The 17,431-nt window shown below is 38.8% G+C and carries 23 protein-coding genes and 1 riboswitch; of the genes, 5 read left to right on the top strand and 18 right to left on the bottom strand.

Features of this window, described 5'->3' with window-relative positions; genetic code table 11:
• Positions 1-3: 3 nt before the first annotated feature.
• The 14 genes from E2R53_RS04025 to E2R53_RS03960 all read right to left on the bottom strand — a co-directional run bounded on the left by E2R53_RS04025 (position 4) and on the right by E2R53_RS03960 (position 11,633).
• Positions 4-951 carry a sugar kinase gene (locus tag E2R53_RS04025; RefSeq protein WP_133310509.1) on the bottom strand — a complete coding sequence of 316 codons (948 nt, stop codon included), beginning with the start codon at positions 949-951 and terminating at the stop codon, positions 4-6.
• Positions 939-1,718 carry a sugar phosphate isomerase/epimerase family protein gene (locus tag E2R53_RS04020; RefSeq protein WP_133310508.1) on the bottom strand — a complete coding sequence of 260 codons (780 nt, stop codon included), beginning with the start codon at positions 1,716-1,718 and terminating at the stop codon, positions 939-941. The genes E2R53_RS04025 and E2R53_RS04020 overlap by 13 nt, the downstream gene beginning before the upstream one ends.
• Before the next feature lie 257 nt (positions 1,719-1,975).
• Positions 1,976-2,728, bottom strand: a complete 753-nt coding sequence (locus tag E2R53_RS04015; RefSeq protein ID WP_133310507.1) for an ankyrin repeat domain-containing protein — start codon at positions 2,726-2,728, stop codon at positions 1,976-1,978.
• Between the two features lie 356 nt (positions 2,729-3,084).
• On the bottom strand, positions 3,085-3,381 hold the full coding sequence (locus tag E2R53_RS04010) for a putative quinol monooxygenase (RefSeq protein ID WP_133310506.1): 297 nt from the start codon (positions 3,379-3,381) through the stop codon (positions 3,085-3,087).
• Positions 3,382-3,416: 35 nt separating this feature from the next.
• Positions 3,417-4,052, bottom strand: coding sequence for a nitroreductase family protein (locus E2R53_RS04005; RefSeq protein ID WP_133310505.1), 636 nt, complete (start codon positions 4,050-4,052; stop codon positions 3,417-3,419).
• A 45-nt stretch (positions 4,053-4,097) separates the two neighbouring features.
• On the bottom strand, positions 4,098-4,529 hold the full coding sequence (locus tag E2R53_RS04000; RefSeq protein WP_206197348.1) for a MarR family winged helix-turn-helix transcriptional regulator: 432 nt from the start codon (positions 4,527-4,529) through the stop codon (positions 4,098-4,100).
• 171 nt (positions 4,530-4,700) lie between these two features.
• Positions 4,701-5,516, bottom strand: coding sequence for a lipid II flippase Amj family protein (locus E2R53_RS03995; RefSeq protein WP_133310503.1), 816 nt, complete (start codon positions 5,514-5,516; stop codon positions 4,701-4,703).
• Positions 5,517-5,567: 51 nt separating this feature from the next.
• On the bottom strand, positions 5,568-6,278 hold the full coding sequence (locus tag E2R53_RS03990; RefSeq protein ID WP_165970883.1) for a metallophosphoesterase family protein: 711 nt from the start codon (positions 6,276-6,278) through the stop codon (positions 5,568-5,570).
• Between the two features lie 160 nt (positions 6,279-6,438).
• Entirely contained in the window at positions 6,439-6,753 is a 315-nt protein-coding gene (locus E2R53_RS03985) for a hypothetical protein (protein ID WP_133310501.1), read from the bottom strand.
• A 199-nt stretch (positions 6,754-6,952) separates the two neighbouring features.
• The gene (locus E2R53_RS03980) at positions 6,953-7,615 is read right to left on the bottom strand and encodes a C40 family peptidase (RefSeq protein WP_133310500.1); all 663 of its coding nucleotides are present in this window, start codon (positions 7,613-7,615) and stop codon (positions 6,953-6,955) included.
• Between the two features lie 215 nt (positions 7,616-7,830).
• Entirely contained in the window at positions 7,831-9,030 is a 1,200-nt protein-coding gene (locus E2R53_RS03975) for a phosphoglycerate dehydrogenase (protein ID WP_133310499.1), read from the bottom strand.
• 62 nt (positions 9,031-9,092) lie between these two features.
• A riboswitch (ZMP/ZTP riboswitch) is annotated at positions 9,093-9,171 on the bottom strand.
• Positions 9,172-9,302: 131 nt separating this feature from the next.
• Complete coding sequence (locus E2R53_RS03970) at positions 9,303-10,373, bottom strand: HAMP domain-containing sensor histidine kinase (RefSeq protein ID WP_133310498.1); 1,071 nt, start codon at positions 10,371-10,373, stop codon at positions 9,303-9,305.
• Positions 10,370-11,056, bottom strand: a complete 687-nt coding sequence (locus tag E2R53_RS03965) for a response regulator transcription factor (RefSeq protein ID WP_133310497.1) — start codon at positions 11,054-11,056, stop codon at positions 10,370-10,372. The genes E2R53_RS03970 and E2R53_RS03965 overlap by 4 nt, the downstream gene beginning before the upstream one ends.
• Positions 11,028-11,633: a class I SAM-dependent methyltransferase gene (locus E2R53_RS03960; protein ID WP_133310496.1), complete on the bottom strand. Its 606-nt coding sequence runs from the start codon at positions 11,631-11,633 to the stop codon at positions 11,028-11,030. Before E2R53_RS03960 ends, E2R53_RS03965 begins: the two co-directional genes overlap by 29 nt.
• A gap of 186 nt (positions 11,634-11,819) precedes the next feature.
• On the opposite strand from E2R53_RS03960, the gene E2R53_RS03955 reads away from it, so the two are divergent.
• Positions 11,820-12,377, top strand: a complete 558-nt coding sequence (locus E2R53_RS03955) for a hypothetical protein (RefSeq protein WP_133310495.1) — start codon at positions 11,820-11,822, stop codon at positions 12,375-12,377.
• A gap of 109 nt (positions 12,378-12,486) precedes the next feature.
• Here E2R53_RS03955 and E2R53_RS03950 read toward each other — a convergent pair whose 3' ends face one another.
• A complete protein-coding gene (locus E2R53_RS03950; RefSeq protein WP_133310494.1) occupies positions 12,487-12,981 on the bottom strand; it encodes a lactoylglutathione lyase family protein in 495 nt (164 codons plus the stop codon).
• A 127-nt stretch (positions 12,982-13,108) separates the two neighbouring features.
• On the opposite strand from E2R53_RS03950, the gene E2R53_RS03945 reads away from it, so the two are divergent.
• A complete protein-coding gene (locus E2R53_RS03945; protein ID WP_133310493.1) occupies positions 13,109-13,462 on the top strand; it encodes a winged helix-turn-helix transcriptional regulator in 354 nt (117 codons plus the stop codon).
• A gap of 2 nt (positions 13,463-13,464) precedes the next feature.
• The gene (locus E2R53_RS23095; RefSeq protein WP_165970882.1) at positions 13,465-13,626 is read left to right on the top strand and encodes a hypothetical protein; all 162 of its coding nucleotides are present in this window, start codon (positions 13,465-13,467) and stop codon (positions 13,624-13,626) included.
• A gap of 277 nt (positions 13,627-13,903) precedes the next feature.
• Here E2R53_RS23095 and E2R53_RS03940 read toward each other — a convergent pair whose 3' ends face one another.
• From E2R53_RS03940 to E2R53_RS23735, 3 genes are all read right to left on the bottom strand, one after another.
• Entirely contained in the window at positions 13,904-14,458 is a 555-nt protein-coding gene (locus E2R53_RS03940; RefSeq protein ID WP_286166058.1) for a DNA topology modulation protein FlaR, read from the bottom strand.
• A 95-nt stretch (positions 14,459-14,553) separates the two neighbouring features.
• Entirely contained in the window at positions 14,554-15,378 is an 825-nt protein-coding gene (locus E2R53_RS03935; protein WP_133310492.1) for a sugar nucleotide-binding protein, read from the bottom strand.
• A 25-nt stretch (positions 15,379-15,403) separates the two neighbouring features.
• Positions 15,404-15,508 carry a DUF3953 domain-containing protein gene (locus E2R53_RS23735; protein ID WP_165970881.1) on the bottom strand — a complete coding sequence of 35 codons (105 nt, stop codon included), beginning with the start codon at positions 15,506-15,508 and terminating at the stop codon, positions 15,404-15,406.
• 229 nt (positions 15,509-15,737) lie between these two features.
• On the opposite strand from E2R53_RS23735, the gene E2R53_RS03925 reads away from it, so the two are divergent.
• Positions 15,738-16,658 (top strand): S66 peptidase family protein, encoded by a 921-nt coding sequence (locus tag E2R53_RS03925; RefSeq protein ID WP_133310491.1) that lies wholly within the window; start codon positions 15,738-15,740, stop codon positions 16,656-16,658.
• 140 nt (positions 16,659-16,798) lie between these two features.
• Positions 16,799-17,431 (top strand): vanadium-dependent haloperoxidase, encoded by a 633-nt coding sequence (locus E2R53_RS03920; RefSeq protein WP_286166057.1) that lies wholly within the window; start codon positions 16,799-16,801, stop codon positions 17,429-17,431.

Raw genomic sequence — 17,431 nt, 5'->3', positions numbered from 1 at the left:
TCCTTAAATAGGTAAATTCATATAATCGATTAATGTCTTGCGATCTGGATATCCATCATTGTCACCAGGTGATTGAACGGCCAAAGAACCAATGGCGTTTCCTCTTAGTACAGCTTCATTAAGCGGCAGATTCTCAAGCAGGCCGCTGATCAGTCCAACCGCAAATCCATCCCCCGCTCCGACTGTGTCAACCACTTTTTTAACTTCAAATGGCTTTACGGTTCCTTCTTCTGCATGATTTTTATAAAATGCGCCTTGATCGCCAAGCTTAATGACAACAAGGCTGACTCCTTTTTCTAAATAAAAGGATGCAATATCACCCGGGCTGCTGTATCCAGTAAGAAGTTCCCCTTCTGAAATGCCGGGAAGGACATAGTCCGCTTTAAAAGCAAACTCATTTACTACTTCAATCATTTCCTGCTGCGAAGCCCACAATGTCGGCCTCAGATTAGGATCAAAACTGACCGTGCGTCCTGTTTCTTTCATATGAGTCAGCGCTTTTTCGGCAAACGAGCGAGTATGACTTGAAATGGCTAAAGGAATACCTGTCATGTGAAGATGACCGGCCCCGCTGAAATAGTCTTTTTGAAAATCATCAGCACTCATAAAGCTTGCAGCAGAGCCTTTGCGGAAATACTGAACCGCAGGATCTCCCTTTAATGCTTTTTCTTTGAGCTGAAATCCCGTTGGATAGCGGTCATCTTTGAAAACATGATCTACATTCACGTTATCTTCTGCAAGCCTTTTCATAATAAAAGTTCCAAAAGCGTCTGCTCCAACCTTGCTTGCCCAGCCTGATTTCAGTCCGAGTCTTGCGAGCCCAATTGCAACATTGGTTTCAGCACCTGCAAGCTCCCTTGTAAAGTGCCTGATCTCATCTAGCGGTCCTGGAGTTTCTGCCATGAACAGTGCCATTGCTTCCCCGAACGTAACTACATCTAACTTTTGCATACAGCCTCACCTTTCCTTATTGTTTTAGCGGAATGGACCATTCCTATAAATTCTTTCAAACGGCTGACAGGATGAATGGGAAATTCCAGTGCTATTGGGAGATTTTCCGGCAGCTGCTCTGCTATCTTTCTCCAATCAGCTTTTTCACTGTTTGTTAGTTCAGTGGTAATAAATCCATTGCCGGATGGCACCACATTCTTTAGATGCAGATATGCAACAAACTCTTTCAGCATCCCAAATGCTGCAATCGGGTTTTCATTCGTATAGAGCCAATTTCCTGTATCGAATGTCATTTTAACTGGAACTCCCCTAATCGAAGCGCTTTCATAAAAAGAACGAAGAATTTCAGCATTTCCGCCATGTAAGGTTTGATCGTTTTCGATCAGCAGTTCCATCGAATCAAATTGATTCAGTAATTGATTCAGTTTTTCTAAGTCTGATACACCTTTTATGTAATGTCCTAGCGATACCTTCACCCACCTCGCACCAAGCAAAAGGGCTTCTTCTCTGATTTTCAGAATCTCCTCTTCATTAAGAAATCCGTCCGTTTTCCAGAGTTCAACAGGAGCCGAATAGACAATAAACAATGAACTTGCTATCTCATCACGCAACTGCTTCAAGGGCAATTCTTGTTCAGTAAACAATTCTCTTCTGATTTCTGCGCCGTAAGCTCCTGATTCTTTAATCATGCTGATAAATGAAAACTGCCCATTCTCTAAAACTTCTTTTCTATCAAAAGCATTAAGCGGAATGATTACATGATTCAAAAAAACGCTCCTTTCTTTTACTAAATCGGTTTAGTAAATCGGTTTATTTGAATTATAATGCGTGTGAAAGCGTTTTACAACCCTTTTATTTAAAAAAAATGAACTGCCGAAACAGTCCATTGTTTTTCTAGTTTACCAGTTAAATTCAACATTTTACTTTATTCATCAAAAAAAAACGCTTTTCTTGCTCTCGAAAAACGCTCCATCATAAGATAAGCTTTGCCATATTGTTTTACTTTTATTGATAACCCTTGAGATCATCCTAGCTCACTGGCAGACTTGGCGCCCCGGCTACCAAGCCAGTGGACCAGTTCATCAGCGCTGCTGCGGTGTGCAGTATCTAGTGGTGTAAGTTCATCATAGCCGATCCAATTGAGATTAGCCCCCTGCTCCAAGAGGTACTCAGCTGCCATTAGCTGTCCGCCATGACACGCTAGCCAGAAAGCTTCTGTGATTTCGTCGGGAGCGGGTAATTTGCTGCCTTCACAGCGTTCTTTGACGAGATCCATCAGCCCGAGTGCAGAAGCGTGCCAGAGCTTGGTTTGTGCCCCTCGTTCGACAAGCCGTCGCGCTGCATGCCACTGCGCGAATGCCACCGCATCGTCCAGCGGAGTGCCGCCTGCGATGACAGCTCCGGGAGCCTCAATGTCTGCACCTGCATCAAGAAGAGCGTCAAGCACTTCAATGTCATCACAGCTCGCAGCCCAATGAAGCGGCGTCTCGGTGTGCGGGCCGGTGAATCGGGCGTTTACATCAGCGCCGGCATCGATCAGAAGCCTCACTGTCGCTGCACCATTAAGGAAGTGACCTGGCCAGTCGGTCACAACGTGCAGCAATGTACGCGACATTCCCAAGCGATTACACTTTTCATCATAGTCTCTTCCGACTATTCTCGCCGTGACCAAACCTGGATTTTCAACAAGCAGCCGCTTCAGCGATCGGACATCGCCAGTATGGATTGCCTTGACCGCTTCCACGGCCAGTGCCTCATCTTCGAAAATAATGTCCACACCTATCTCTCCTCAAGATTTATCTTTTATGTAACAATTCTGACCAAAACAGATCGATTACCCTGCACTGTAATCGCCGCTTAAAACTTAGAACAAAATCGATTATCTCTTCCTAAACTCATCCATCTTATTATTTAGACAATCCTATCATAACATAAATATTCAATATTCTGATTTCCTCTATTTAAGAACACAAAAAATGGCACACCATTTTAACTGTTAAAATGATGTGCCATGCATGATCATTCTGACCGTTGCGACTTTATTAAATTTAGGGTCATTAAAAGATAAGTTTTAATTCAATAAAAAAATCCCCATACGAAGGTTGCTTCGAATGGGGATTTTTCAATAAGCGCTTATCTCTCAACCGGTTTACCATCATACACATTCGCTTGAAGCGGAGCTGCCAGAAATTGCGGAGCTTTGCCTACAAATGAAGTAAAGTGCTCACTTGAGTTGTGTGCTGCAACGGCTTCAGCACTTTCCCAAACCTCCACCATTGTATAAGCGCCATCCTGCTCTGTATCTTTCATTAAATCATATGAGATATTGCCGCTTTCAGCTCTTGAGGCTGCAACTAAAGTGCGGATTTCGTTTAAAAAATCAGTTTCCTTTTCGGCATTTACTTTTAATCCAGCATGAATAATAATCATTCTATGTTCCCCATTTCAATCATTGATTTTTGAACTTACTTCCACTCTGCAATTGCCTCAATCGGCAGGCGCACAGATTTGTACCCAGCATCAGCAGCTTTTCCGATTGAGAGAAGCATAACAGGATAATAACGGTTCTTGTCCAAGTCAAAGGCTTCAGCAATTTGATCTTTTTCAAAACCGCCGATTGGGTTCGTGTCATAGCCATGTGCGCGGGCCACCAGCATCAGCTGCATCGATACTAGACCTGCATCAATCAAATTCATTTCTTTTGTTTGTTCAAATGTCATTGCTTCAAAGAAACCTTTTATTGCAGGCACTTGCTGATCTCTTACTTCCGCAGGCATGTGCCCTTCTTCCACTGCTTTATTATAAATTTCATCAAGGTATAAATCACTTTGCATATCTGCAAACACAGCGATGACGGCCGAAGAAGTCTCAACTTGTCTTTGATTGAATCTGGCAAGAGGAGCAAGCGTTTCTTTTCCTTCTTTCGAGTCAATTACAACAAAACGCCATGGCTGCAAGTTAACAGATGATGGTGCAAGTGCAGCTTCCGTTAAAATTTCCGTCATTTCCTCTTTGCTGATTTTTACACTTGGATCATAATTGCGAATGGAACGGCGTCCCGTTACAATTTCCTTAAAATCGTTTACTAATGTTTTATTCATGGTTCATTCTCCTTTTTTGTCTTTTCATGATGCGTTCGTTTTTTGCTATTGAATCTTTTCCACATTTCCTTGAATACGGCTCAGCATATTTAACAGAGAGGAACGTTCTTCTTCTGAAAAATCTTTTAAAACATTTGAAATGAATCGCTGCTTTTCTTCTTTATAAGCAATGATCTTCATTCGGCCTTCTTCTGTCAGCTTCACAAAAGTAATGCGGTTATCAGCAGGATTTTTCCTGCGCACAACCATTCCTTTTTCCTCAAGCTGTTTTAAATGTCTCGTTACTGCAGCATTATCAATGTTCACTTTCTTTTGCAGGGCAGTCTGACTGATTTCATCTGCCTCATAAAGCTCATGCAAAAGCTCAAGCCTTGATTGGCTGATTCCTGTGCACCGCTCAAACTTGGGCATCGTCAGCTTATTTATCTCATATAATCGATAGACTATTTTTTCATCCAGATTGCACGAGTTGGACAAACGCATCCTCCTCCTTTTTCTAATTACTTGACGGGTCAATAATTGACCTATCAACTAATATAATGGAATTGCTTTTTAAAGTCAAACAAATTGAATTGAATGTAAATCCATTAAAGATATTTCATTAGAAAAAGCGTCCCTTTTAATAAGAAACGCCAGAATCATCAGTATCTAAACAATAAATTTCGTTAACCACGCTACATAATGAGCCCCGGGTATAAACAGCAGCTGTGCTAAAAGCGTTCCAAATAGCCTTGAGGTGATCATCATGATGGAAATGCTTTTTAACCTGGTGTAACTTCCTTTATTATTAACAACATCATCCGCCAGTACTGAAATCTTAGGGTCTATCAGGATAACAAGCAAGATGGTGGCTATTCCATTTATTAGTCCTGATGCCATGATCGCAGTAGATGACCGATCTGGCACTAATAGCGCTGCGTATAAAGCAGATAAAACGCCAATAGTATAAATAGACGTAATGATCATATTAATAAAAAATAGTTTAATCGGAATCTGTTTCAAATTAATTGTCATAAAATAACTCTTTTTCGGCAGCTGAATGTGTTTTATTCCTCTTTTTAAATACTCAAAAGAGAAACCTTTTTTTAATAAAAGAGGAATCGATCCTCTGGCATCGGACAAATGGATAATAGCTCTTGAAAATAGCGCAATGAAAGTCGGCAATAATAAAATACCTAAAACGGTTCCAAGCGTAGATGATGCAATAAGGATGCGATATTGATTTTCAACATAGAGCAGCGTATTTTCCTTGGGTGCAAGGTCAACAAGACTTCCTGTAAATGGCTGCTGCATCATATTTGCCATTCTTGAAACGATCACCATTAAATTAAACAGTGAAAGAGCTGAGGCAATCATTTTCACTCTCGCTCCAGAAAGCCTTACAGCGTATGCCAGCGTTTCAATACAGTGTATGATTAATATAAATAAAGAGATAAATAAGACTCTGTCTGTAATAAATTCCACCTGATCTACCTGCTTTTATGTGAGATAAGTTTAGATTCATATACATAATCTTCAACTCTTGCAGCTCTTAACACTATATTGCTTCACAGAATCCCCCATTATCTCCAAACAATTTAACTGACCTCCATATGCACATGAACCATCGATGGCTATCTTCTTATTTCCAAAATAAATATCGTTGGAAGGGTGCAGAAGTGAAGCAGGCGTATGCCCATGGACTATTGTATGAGCATGATGATGATCATTCTTTAGGAAGTGATCTCTGATCCACATAAAATCCGTGTCTTCAGTGCTTTTCCAATCTCTAAGAGAAGGATTGATGCCTGCATGTACAAAAAGATAATCTTCTGTTTCATAATAGTATGGAAGCTTGTCCAGAAAATCTAAATGGGCTTGATAGTGGTTCTGAATATGCTGTTTCGCTTTTTTCACTAACTGATCCTCATAGCCCCTTTCTTTAAACCATCCTGGGCCTGCGTAGCTTGAAATGGTTGCATAACCCCCGTTTCTGAAAAAATGCAGATCGTTTCGATCATTATCTATCTTGATCCAGTCAAGAAACATTTGATCATGATTTCCACGCAGAGCAATGGCCCCTTCTTCAGCCAGACTCATAACTTTGGACAGCGTTTCCCTGCTGTTTGGCCCCCTATCTAAGTAATCACCCAGCAGGATTAACTGGTCGCTTTCGGGATTGTATTTAATCAATTCTATTAATTTCATTAATTCATCGAAACATCCGTGAAGATCACTGATTGCCAAAATTCTTTTAATGCGAATCGACTCCTTGTAAAACTTTATTCATGATGTCTTTCCACTCTTAGCTGTCTAATTCCTTCTTTTTCTTAAACAAGCAGGTCATTTCCTTCTATCAAAAAAAGCGTTCCTTCTATAATGAAGAAAACGCAAAATTCATTTTAAATCAAGTCATAAAGTAAGACAGCCCAAAATAAACAACCATACACAGTATCGAGCCAATTAAGAATGGACTGATTCTGAATGTAACTTTATCATACTTGGGTTCATACCTTCCTGCCGTGGCAATATACGCTGCATACTCTGAGTTTTTTGAAAGCAAATCCCCAGTAGATCCTGTTAAAAAAGCAAAAAAGATAAAGAATGCTGAGCCAAAAAACATGGCCGTTAATAAATCGGTTTGAATGAAAAAGGAAATTCCCCAAATGAATGCGACTTCAACGATTAACGTGATGAACACAAAAAGTGCATATCTAAGCATATTACACTCCTCCAATCCAATCCAATCCTATCCTTAAGTAAATATACGGTTGGAGAGTTAGTAAGTTTCAGAAAAATCAAATATTTTATCGTTAATTCTAAAAAGTTAATTTAGATAGACACAAAAAATGCTAACCATCAAATAGATGATTAGCATTTTTCTGGAGCTAGCAATATATAAATCTATTGCGATAATACTTTTAATATTTTTTAGCCCCTAAGTATCTGTCAGACCAATAGGAATTGTTCATTGAAGTAATCGTGACACCTTTAGAGGAAGAACTATGAATGAATTGATTATTCCCTATATATATACCTGCATGAGAAGCGCCTTTCTTATACGTTTCAAAGAATACTAAATCTCCTGCCTTTGGCGATGAAACTTTCACTCCCTGCTTATAAATATCCGCTACTGTTCTAGGAAGCTTTTTACCTGCACTTTCATTTAATACATAATTTAAGTATCCGCTGCAATCAAACCCTTTTGGAGACATTCCGCCCCATTTATAAGGTACGTTTACATATTTTTTTGCAGTAGTAACGATACTGGACTTTTTCTGAACAGCCGGCTGACTTGTTTGCTTCCCTAAAGCTTTATATGTATTTTTACCTGCAATTCCATCTGCTTTCAATCCTTTAGCTTTTTGGAACTTAATAACAGCGTTTTTTGTGATAGGACCAAAATATGTAGTAGTTGATTTATTAGTAAAGTAACCCTTTTTTTTCAATGATTCTTGTAATTGTTTTACATCCGAATGGTACATCCCGCTTTTTAACGTCTGATCTCCCAGAGCAGCACTGCCAACTATTGGACTGCTTAATAACGCGCCTGTTAAGACAAACGATGCAATTAATTTTTTCATTCTTTACCCCCGTATTACTAAATTACTATTTTCTTAATACTATCATTGTTATGTAACAACAATATTTGTTTTATATTACAGTTATTTTACAAAATAGTACAAAATATGTTCAGATTATACATCATTCGCTATTTTTGGAACTATAATTAACGTAAAAAGAACTCTCCGGATATCTGGAGAGTTCTTTTTAACTATTGTCTTTTGTAATACAGCCTTTAGATAAAACGTGCTGTGATCATGCCTTCAATCAAGTTGATTTTTTCCTCCAAAAGGGGAATGATATTGCTCGTTACATTCGTATCAATGTCGATCATTGTATAGGCATATTCACCGCGGCTTCTGTTCACCATATCTGCGATGTTTAAATCATAGCTTGAGATGGCAGAGGTAAGCTTTCCAACCATGCCGGGAACGTTTTGATGGAAAGCTGCTACACGCTGCTTACCTGTATATGGAAGGCAGGCATTTGGAAAATTCACAGAGTTTTTAATGTTTCCTGTCTGCAGGAAATCTCTTATCTGGCGCCCAGCCATAATCGCACAATTTTCCTCAGATTCTTTTGTTGAGGCCCCAATATGTGGTGTACACACAGTATTTTTCATTTTTAATACATTTTCATTTGGAAAGTCTGTAATATATTGACCCACTATGCCGGATTCAAGTGCAGTTTCCATATCTGTTTCATTGACAAGTTCCCCGCGTGAGAAATTCAAAATATGTACACCTGGTTTCATCATGCTGAATGTTGCTTGGTTAAACATTCCCCTTGTGTCATCAGTTAATGGCGTGTGTACTGTAATATAATCAGCGCTTGCAAACAGCTCCTCAATGGTTAAAGCACGTTGAACATTACGTGATAGATTCCAGGCTGTATCAACAGAGATAAATGGATCAAAGCCAATCACATCCATGTCTAAGGCAATCGCATCGTTCGCTACAAGTGCACCAATTGCACCTAATCCAATGACACCTAGAGTCTTACCCTTAATTTCTTTACCCGCAAATTGTTTTTTTCCTGCTTCCACAAGCTGTGGAACTTGTTCCCCTTCGCCTTCTAAGGTCTTTGTCCATGAAACACCGGCAAACAGGTTACGTGAAGAAGCCATTAATGATGCTAAAACCATTTCTTTTACAGCATTAGCATTAGCACCAGGGGTATTAAAAACCACTATTCCCTGCTCTGTACATTTGTCGACAGGAATATTATTGACTCCTGCCCCGGCCCGGGCGATTGCTTTTAATTGATGACCGAATTCCATTGAATGCATATTAAAGCTGCGTACCATAATGGCATCAGGATTTTCACAAACATTATCGACCATAAATGTATCCTTTTGAAATACATTTAAACCGCCTTCTGCAATATTGTTTAATGTTTTAATTTTTTTCACTGTGTCTAATGTAATTGTGCTCATATTTTTCTCCTTTTTTTATCATAGTTTTTTAATAAACAGAAAGAGGCAAGGGATAAATCCCTTACCTCTGCCCAGGCGAACGGCTGCGACACTATGTGCTCCCCCGCGGTAATCCGCGTTTCGCCAGTTACACATAGTCTTTTGATTTCTTTCATTCTATCAATTTCTTAACCAGCCTTCAACCGAAAAATGTTTTTATTTATAATTTTCTAATAAAAATGTCTATCTAAACATTTAATAATTCTCTATAAAAACATGGCTGGATTGTCCTTTTAATATGGAACTTCCACTGTAAAAGTCATCCAGCCCTCATCAAATGCTGCTCCTATCGAACCGCCGTGCAGTTCAACAATTCTTTTAGCGATAGCAAGGCCTAGGCCAGTCCCCCCGTCTTCCTTTCTTGCCTGATCTGCTCTGTAGAAACGGTCAAATAATTTTTCAAGATCCTGTGCAGGTGCTTCTATGACTTGATTAGAAATGGAAAACAGAACGCTGTTTTCTTTTTGCTTCAGACGAATTTTGATCGTTGAAGGTTTTATGCTGTACTTTGAAGCATTTGTCATCAGGTTGTCGAAGACCCGAATCATTTTTTCTACATCCATCCGCACTGGAAGAGTTTCTTCACAAATGGTTTTCTCCACATGAAGTCCTTCAGCTTCCAAAATCGGGATATATTCTCCGACAAATTGATCAATGACACTTGTTAAATCCACTTCGTCGATCTTGATTTGAATATCGGGACTTGTTAATTTGTTGTATGTGAACAGTTCATCGATCAGATGTTTTAAATTTTGGGATTTCGCATGAATGGTCTCTATATACGTGCTGAGATCTAAATCACTCAATCTTTCCCTGTGCCGCAGCAGTTCAATATAGCCGATAATTGATGTTAATGGTGTTCTGACATCGTGAGAAATACTCGTTATTAAATCGTTTTTAGTTCGTTCGATTTCTCTTTCATGGAAAAATTTCGTTTGCAGCTCTTTTGACATCCGGTTAATATTTTTGCCTAAATCCGAGAGCTCATCTTTTCCTTTTACCTCTATAGCAAAACCAAGGTTCCCGTTTGCGATGCTTTGAACTCCTTCAGTAATAGAATTTAGATAGGCGATTTTTTTTCTGATTAAGAGCCAGAAGCATACGATAAAAAGCAAGATGGTGACTGTGAAGGTAATGAAAATCAACAGATTGTACTGAATGATGCTCATCTCTTCAATTGGTTCAACAATGATGTACCTTACTAAAAGATTTGAGAAAACGGATAAAGATACAAGTGAGATCAAAAAACTGACGGCGATGGCAAAAAGCAGCTTTACACTCAGTCTGTTCCAAAATTTGCTCATATCTTGTACCCTACTCCCCATACCGTTTTTATGTACAATGGGCGTTTAGGATCTTCTTCTATTTTTTCTCTGATCTTCGTAATATGCACCATTACCGTGTTATCGGACTTGAAAAAGTCTTGCTTCCAGACGGATTCATAAATTTTTCGAACGTTCATCACATTTCCTTTATTTACGGCAAGCAGGGTCAAAATATCAAATTCTTTTGGAGTCAGCCTCACTTCTTTTCCGCTGACATGCACCTGACAAGTGTCAGTGTTAATGAGCAAATCTCCTATTTCAATGATTCGGCTGTCTTCCTCTGCCTTTTCATTGTATTTTTTATATCTTCTCAGCTGAGATTTTACTCTCGCCAGCAACTCGAGCGGGTTGAATGGCTTCGTCAAATAGTCATCTGCTCCAGATGCGAGCCCCTGAATTTTATCCATATCCTCCGATTTGGCAGAAATCATAATAATCGGCATGTTTCTTTCTTCCCGGATCTTCATGCATGCCTCGATCCCGTTCATCTCAGGCATCATAATATCCAGAATGATAAGGTCAAACACTTCTTTATCCAGTATTTTAAGTGCTTCTACCGCATTTTCAGCTTGATATGTGGTAATTCCTTCATTCTCAATATAGATAGCAATAAGTTTTCGTATCTCTTTATCATCATCTACTATTAAAATTTTTCCCGCCAATCACTTCACTCTCCTTTATTCCGTTGCTGCAGCTCAGCACATAAGCCGGCGGTATATTCAGATATTCTCTTTGGCAGCTCATTTCACTAAAGTACTGACCGATTAAATTCTTTTTTAAAAGACTGTATTGAAAGGTAATGAATGTTCCCTTCTCTCCAAGGATCCGTCTGGTTTCATCCAGAATTGAAAGCGTAAGATCCTTTGGCAGACTGGCAAAAGGAAGTCCGGAAACGATATAGTCTGCAGCAGGTATGTTATACTGTTTCATGTATTTTCCCGTGTCTTCTGCAGATCCGTGGATCACAATCAGGTTCTTCTCGTTTAAATACTTCTTTTTTAGCATGCTGCAAAACGCTGCATTTTGTTCAATTAAAATGATTTGCGTTTCCCTTCTTCGCTTTTCAATTAATTTATCCGTAAAAATGCCCGTACCTGGCCCATATTCTATAATATAGACAGCAGTTTGAAAATCAATATGTTCTGTCATCCGCTCCGCAAGCTTGGAAGAACTCGGAAATAAGGCTCCCACCGATCTCGGTTTATTTATATATTGAAAGAAAAAAGCTATTGAATTCATTTTCATCACTCCGTGTTTATTGGTATGTTCTGATCATAAAGGTTAAATCTTAACATTTACCCGGAGAAATTCTTAAGAATCCTTAACAAAGTACAAAAGCAGACGCCGGCAATTTAAAAATTGCCTAAAAATTGAAACTTTAACGCTTTTTAAACGTATTACATTTAAAAAGGCGGTGGTGTTAAGTTGAAAAATAATAATAAAGTAAAGTCCTTATTTATATGTTTAATGTTGATCATGTCAGGGTTCACAGTAGCTGCTTGCTCTCAAAAAGAAGAGGAAAACCAGCATAAGACAGCAATTAACGAAGTTATTGAGCACCTTTTTACCGGGCCAGATGAGAAGTTTATTGATCTATTGCAGAATCCTAAATATCGGACTGTGATGAATAATCAAGAAGAGAACCCAGAGTTGGATAAATATATAGCAGAAGTATACGGACCATACATGACAGATTCTTATCTCAATCCCTTTATAAATACAATTTTGTCTCAATATTCATCTTTTGCTTACGAGAATGGATTTAAGTTAAGTCTTAATACTATAAAGATTAATCAAAGCGAGAATCATCCAACTCTTTATACCTTCTTAGCAGAGGTCGGTTATCAGAAAAATGGAGATGAAGAAAAAACGGTAAACATAGAAGCTGAAGTCCTCTTCTCTTCAAAAGAGGAAGGCAAAATCGAGGGATTCCAGTACATAAATGACAATGGCTTGTCGGTTAAATTAAGAGAGAGTAATTGAACAAAAAGGATCAAACTTGGTTCTTTTTGTTCAATTGCAGTAATAAGTTTCACTTAGAAAATTAAAAAAAGAAAAAGGACCAAAACCGGCCCTTTAATCTACCCACCTATTAATATGCTCCTTCAGAATACGTAAGCTCATAGCTATGTGTATAAATCTCAAAGATGTTTCCGAATGGGTCTTCCACATAGACCATTTTAAATGGCTTCTCATTTGGATAATACTCTCGGATCGGCATGCGCTGTTTGCCGCCATGTTCTTTAATTTTTTCAACCATGCCTTCAATTTCAGGATCCTGGATACAGAAATGAAAGATTCCTGTTTTCCAGTATTCAAAGTTATTCTCTGGTTTCTCGTTATGAGGAAACTCAAACAGTTCAATGCCGATTTTGTCACCAGTCGAAAGATGGGCAATCCGGAATGTCTCCCACTCGTCACCAAACACATCGCGGCACATTTGGCCAATGGCTGTATCATCATTTTCTACTTTTGATGGCTCCATTAAGACATACCAGCCAAACACATCTGTATAAAATTTAACTGCCTTGTCCAGGTCCGGAACGGAAAGGCCTATATGAGAAAAAGATCTAGGATAGGTTAACATTGATAAAACTCCTCTTCGGCTGTAGTATTTAATCACCAGCATGTTTATTGTAACGAATGATTTTCTATGATGTAAGTATGCACTTTTATGTCAGATACTATCATAGAGGTAAGAAAGGAAGAATACGGTGACAACACCTTTAAATAATGAAGGAAAGCTCAAGTGCTCCATTGAATATACATTAAGCAAAATCGGAGGAAAATGGAAAACTGTTATCCTGTGGCATTTAGGAAAAGATGGCACGCTGCGGTACAATGAGCTCCGCAGATTACTGACCGGTGTCTCTCACAAAGTGATGAGCAGGCAATTAAAAGAGCTTGAAGATGATGGATTTATCGAGCGGAAGCAATATAATACGATGCCTCCTAAAGTAGAATATTCGATGAGCAAAAAAGGGAAAAGTCTCATGCCGGTCCTTGAACAAATGCATATGTGGGGAACAGCAAATTGGGACGAATCTGAAAAATCCGGGGAGGAATGATGATGGCCTGGCTGATCGGATTATTGGTTGGATCATTAGGTTTAGCATTTGCAGTTGATGTTAGAAGGAAGAATACGTCCAACAGAAAAACTGTCAGTCACCGTCCTGGAGAAGATAAGAATGTAACCATGGGAGATAACCGTTATTCGAGCGGCGGGGAATAATGCATTTTCGAAAAGCGCGCCAATTAAAATTGGAAACCCTGTGAATTAATTCCAAAACCCCTCCAATTAATTTTGAAACCCCATGAATTAATTTCATAACCCCGCCAATTAAATTGGAAACCCTGTGAATTAATTTCATAACACCGCCAAACAAATGGAGAACCTGTCACACTCAGGTTCTCCATTCATTTTCCAAAATACTGTATAAAAGCGAATCCCTCCTGCATCTTCAGGTCCCCCCGGATTCTTCCCTCTTTGGTCATTCCTGCACACTCCGTCATCGGCTCATTTCTTGTCTTATAATATTTCTTCTAAATCTGTCCAAGCAATCCGCTGTTTCACGATCAGTAGATATGACTAATAGTTTGTTTCTGTATTTTCCGTAAGATTGATTGAAATTAGGCTTCCCCTTTTCTTCAAAGTAACGGTTCCATTTAAACATGTTTAAAAATATTTTCATCGTTGGCTTATAGTTTGATTTTTCTGCTCGAAGTTTTTGCAGGAAAAACCTTTTCATAATCCGGTAAGTTCTCACAGAATAACGCGGATCTAGGAAGATGATCAAATCTGCTTGATGAAAACTGGCAGAAACCCATTTTTCGCTATGAACCCCTTCTATAATCCAAGTACCAGAGGCGATAATCGATTTTAAATAATGATCTCTTTCTGCATCTGTTCTTCTAACATCACCTGATTGATCCCTCTTCCAGACGACGTTATCTAATTCATAATAAGGAATATTCAATATAGAGGATAACTCTCTTGCAAGCGTTGTTTTTCCGCTGCCGACGGAGCCGATTATCCGTATTTTATTTGGATATTTTGAATTCAACTGTTCAATCACCTCATTCAAATTTTATTCGCTTCGTGTTTGGAGATTTCCTTCTGATCATTAGAAAAAGCGACCCATATTTCTTACGGGTACGCTCATTTTACATATACTAATTCCTGAATAATCTCTTCACAGGTATATCTTAGTTCTTGAGGGATGTCTGTTCTGATCGATTGAAGTCCAAAATAATACGTGTTTTCTTTCTGAAATAAGGTGTTATTTTTTATAATGTGGTTTTTGCTCGTTAGCTTTTTCACTATTTCTTGAATAAATTCACCATGTGTCTTCATATCAGTTGACCCTAAATGAAAGATGCCATGCAATCCTTTTTCAATAATAAATCTCATTTGAAAGGCTAGCTGCTTGTCCAAATGATAATTGCATTCGAGGTTACTGTACACATCAATGAGTTCATTGTTTTTTATACTTTTCTTAATCATCTCTAATCTGGGAGACTCTTTTCCCCAGATTGCTGGAATTCTAATCAAACTTGCACGATCTCCTAATTTCTCAGTCAGCATGTTTTCACAGTTTATTTTAAATTTCCCATAATCTGATTGTGAGACAGGCAAATCTGTTTCAGCATGATGCTTCAAATAATCTCCATCAAATACATTTGCTGTGGAAAAATAATAAAGTGAACAATTAATGCTTTTTATTTCAGAAGCTATTTGTTTATGTATTTCATATTGATGTTCGAAATCACCCCTTAAACAAGAAATGATAACATCCGGTTTAATCATTTGAATTAGAGTGATACTTTTATCGCAATCTTTTATTTCTAATTGAAACTGTCTGGTATCAGGAAGTTTGGTCTTTGTGGAACAATACGTCCCGTATACCTCAAACCGATCCTCGAATTCTTCTATTAACGCTTTTCCGACCAATCCGCTTGCCCCAAGTATCAGAACCTTTTTCATTTGAATTCTCCCCCCTGTTAAACAGTTAGTAAATTTTTATAGAAACATAGAGCACAAATAGGGACGCTAAAATCGCTATAAAGCCAGACTCCTTCTTTTTCGCTTTCAGTTCAGATACTCCTGCAGTCAATAACAATAAACCGGCTAAAGGGCTTATGTCGATCCCTAAAGTAATGCTGAGAATAGAATTTTAATACTTCCAGCACACCCTGCTCTTGTATAAGAATCCAGGTTAATAAAAGATTGGAAACTCAATTGATCAATCAGTAGTTTTCATGAATATGACATATATCAGAGCACCTTTTAATACCTTTTATTATCGTAAATTATAATTGAAGCGAAATCAGGGGGAGGAAAATATGGCAATAAGACCTCCGTTGCTGCAGAAAGGGGATACGATTGGGCTGGTGACGCCTGGCAGCCCTCTTGGTACAAAAGTTATTAATGACAGAGTCCAATATTTAAAAGATTTGGGCTATAAGGTCGTTTTCGGCAAACACGTTTTTTCTTATGAGGGCATCACAGCTGCACCCGCTGAGCAAAGAGCCGAAGATGTCATGGATATGTTCAAAGATCCGAATGTTAAAATGATCCTTCCCACACGAGGAGGCACTGGAGTTCAGACCATTCTTCCTTTCCTGGATTTTGATCTGATAAAAGAGAACCCTAAAATGATCTCTGGATACAGTGACATTACCGTATTATTAAATAGTTTGTATCTATCTAGTGATTTAATTACGTTTCATAGTCTCATGCTGATTGATTTTAGAATCGAGACACCCGTTTATAATTTCAATCAATTCTTTGAAGCAGTTTCCACATTGAATTCTCCAAGAGTGATACAAAACCCGCCGGATATGCTCCTGAAGAGTTTAGTGCCGGGAAATGTAACGGGTCCAATAGTGGGTGGAAATATGACTTCTTTAGTCAATACCCTTGGTACTCCATATGAAATTGATACCCAAGGAAAAATCCTTTTTTTAGAAGATACTCATGCCCCTACTAACATGATTTATCGGTATCTGACCCAATTAATGATGTCAGGTAAATTTCAGGATTGTCTTGGTATTATCATGGGAGAATGTACGAATTGTCTTGTCTCATACAATACAACATATGAAGATTTAATTAATGAATTGTTAGTCCCCATCGGAAAACCGCTCCTCATCAACCTTGCTACCGGGCATGGGTTTTTTAAAGCTGCCATTCCAATAGGTGCTAATGTTAACCTTAATTCGACAGATGCAACATTGACTGTGCTTGAACCAAGCGTTTCTTAGCGCTAGGAACGATTTTGTTCACCGAGGATGATGATTCAGAGGGCAGATAAATGAGAACAACATACAGAAGATGGTCAGAACATCCTTACCAGGGAGAGTAAACCCATCCTAAACCTTATTCAGCACCAGCGTATTTCCCCATGTTTTTTATCATTAGGCAAAGCAGCAATGAATTCCTTGACCCCTTTCAGCAGTGTATTAACTGGCAAATTAAAAAGCCTATAGAGATTGATTGGGGTAAAGAACTTTTTATTGTTGAACAAACTTTATCTTCCTTGACGTCTCAGCAAATACGCATCGCTAATTACTGGGGAACGGTCGAAGCAACCCAGAATATGACTCCTATGATTTTCAGTTTAGCCAAAAAATACGGAATCGGATCACCGCCAATTGCCAGAGCACTCGCTTATTTTCACGCTGCTGTTAATGATGCCTTTGTGATGTCCTGGTTTTTTAAATATGCTTGGGATGTGGCACGTCCAAATCAATATGGCAGAAACCTGTCTCCAGTGCTTGCTACCCCGCGCTTTCCAGCCTACCCATCTGCACACGCCGCTGTTGCAGGATGTGCAGAACCGATCTTAAGTTATTTCTTTCCTCAAGAAGCATCATGGATAAAAAACATTATGGAAGAATGCGCTTTATCACGTTTGTATGCCGGCGTACATTTTAAGGCAGATAATGATGAAGGGCTGAGATTAGGCAGGCAAATCGGAGGTATCGTTGTAAATGTAATGAAGGCACAAAATCACAGTGATTTTCGCTGGGATTAA

Origin of the sequence: Peribacillus frigoritolerans, from assembly GCF_004358755.1 — a bacterium.
Lineage (GTDB): Bacteria > Bacillota > Bacilli > Bacillales > Bacillaceae > Bacillus_P.
The sequence above is the reverse complement of the archived record's forward strand: the minus strand, read 5'-3'. Positions and strand labels throughout refer to the sequence as shown.

What these genes read in the sequence shown, in the direction of transcription:
- E2R53_RS04025 (WP_133310509.1), bottom strand. Translation starts at nt 951, where the DNA reads ATGCAAAAGTTAGATGTAGTTACGTTCGGGGAAGCAATGGCACTGTTC.
- E2R53_RS04010 (WP_133310506.1), bottom strand. Translation starts at nt 3,381, where the DNA reads ATGATTATTATTCATGCTGGATTAAAAGTAAATGCCGAAAAGGAAACT.
- E2R53_RS04005 (WP_133310505.1), bottom strand. Translation starts at nt 4,052, where the DNA reads ATGAATAAAACATTAGTAAACGATTTTAAGGAAATTGTAACGGGACGC.
- E2R53_RS03985 (WP_133310501.1), bottom strand. Translation starts at nt 6,753, where the DNA reads ATGCTTAGATATGCACTTTTTGTGTTCATCACGTTAATCGTTGAAGTC.
- E2R53_RS03980 (WP_133310500.1), bottom strand. Translation starts at nt 7,615, where the DNA reads ATGAAAAAATTAATTGCATCGTTTGTCTTAACAGGCGCGTTATTAAGC.
- E2R53_RS03975 (WP_133310499.1), bottom strand. Translation starts at nt 9,030, where the DNA reads ATGAGCACAATTACATTAGACACAGTGAAAAAAATTAAAACATTAAAC.
- E2R53_RS03970 (WP_133310498.1), bottom strand. Translation starts at nt 10,373, where the DNA reads ATGAGCAAATTTTGGAACAGACTGAGTGTAAAGCTGCTTTTTGCCATC.
- E2R53_RS03960 (WP_133310496.1), bottom strand. Translation starts at nt 11,633, where the DNA reads ATGAATTCAATAGCTTTTTTCTTTCAATATATAAATAAACCGAGATCG.
- E2R53_RS03950 (WP_133310494.1), bottom strand. Translation starts at nt 12,981, where the DNA reads ATGTTAACCTATCCTAGATCTTTTTCTCATATAGGCCTTTCCGTTCCG.
- E2R53_RS23095 (WP_165970882.1), top strand. Translation starts at nt 13,465, where the DNA reads ATGGCCTGGCTGATCGGATTATTGGTTGGATCATTAGGTTTAGCATTT.
- E2R53_RS03935 (WP_133310492.1), bottom strand. Translation starts at nt 15,378, where the DNA reads ATGAAAAAGGTTCTGATACTTGGGGCAAGCGGATTGGTCGGAAAAGCG.
- E2R53_RS03925 (WP_133310491.1), top strand. Translation starts at nt 15,738, where the DNA reads ATGGCAATAAGACCTCCGTTGCTGCAGAAAGGGGATACGATTGGGCTG.
- E2R53_RS03920 (WP_286166057.1), top strand. Translation starts at nt 16,799, where the DNA reads ATGTTTTTTATCATTAGGCAAAGCAGCAATGAATTCCTTGACCCCTTT.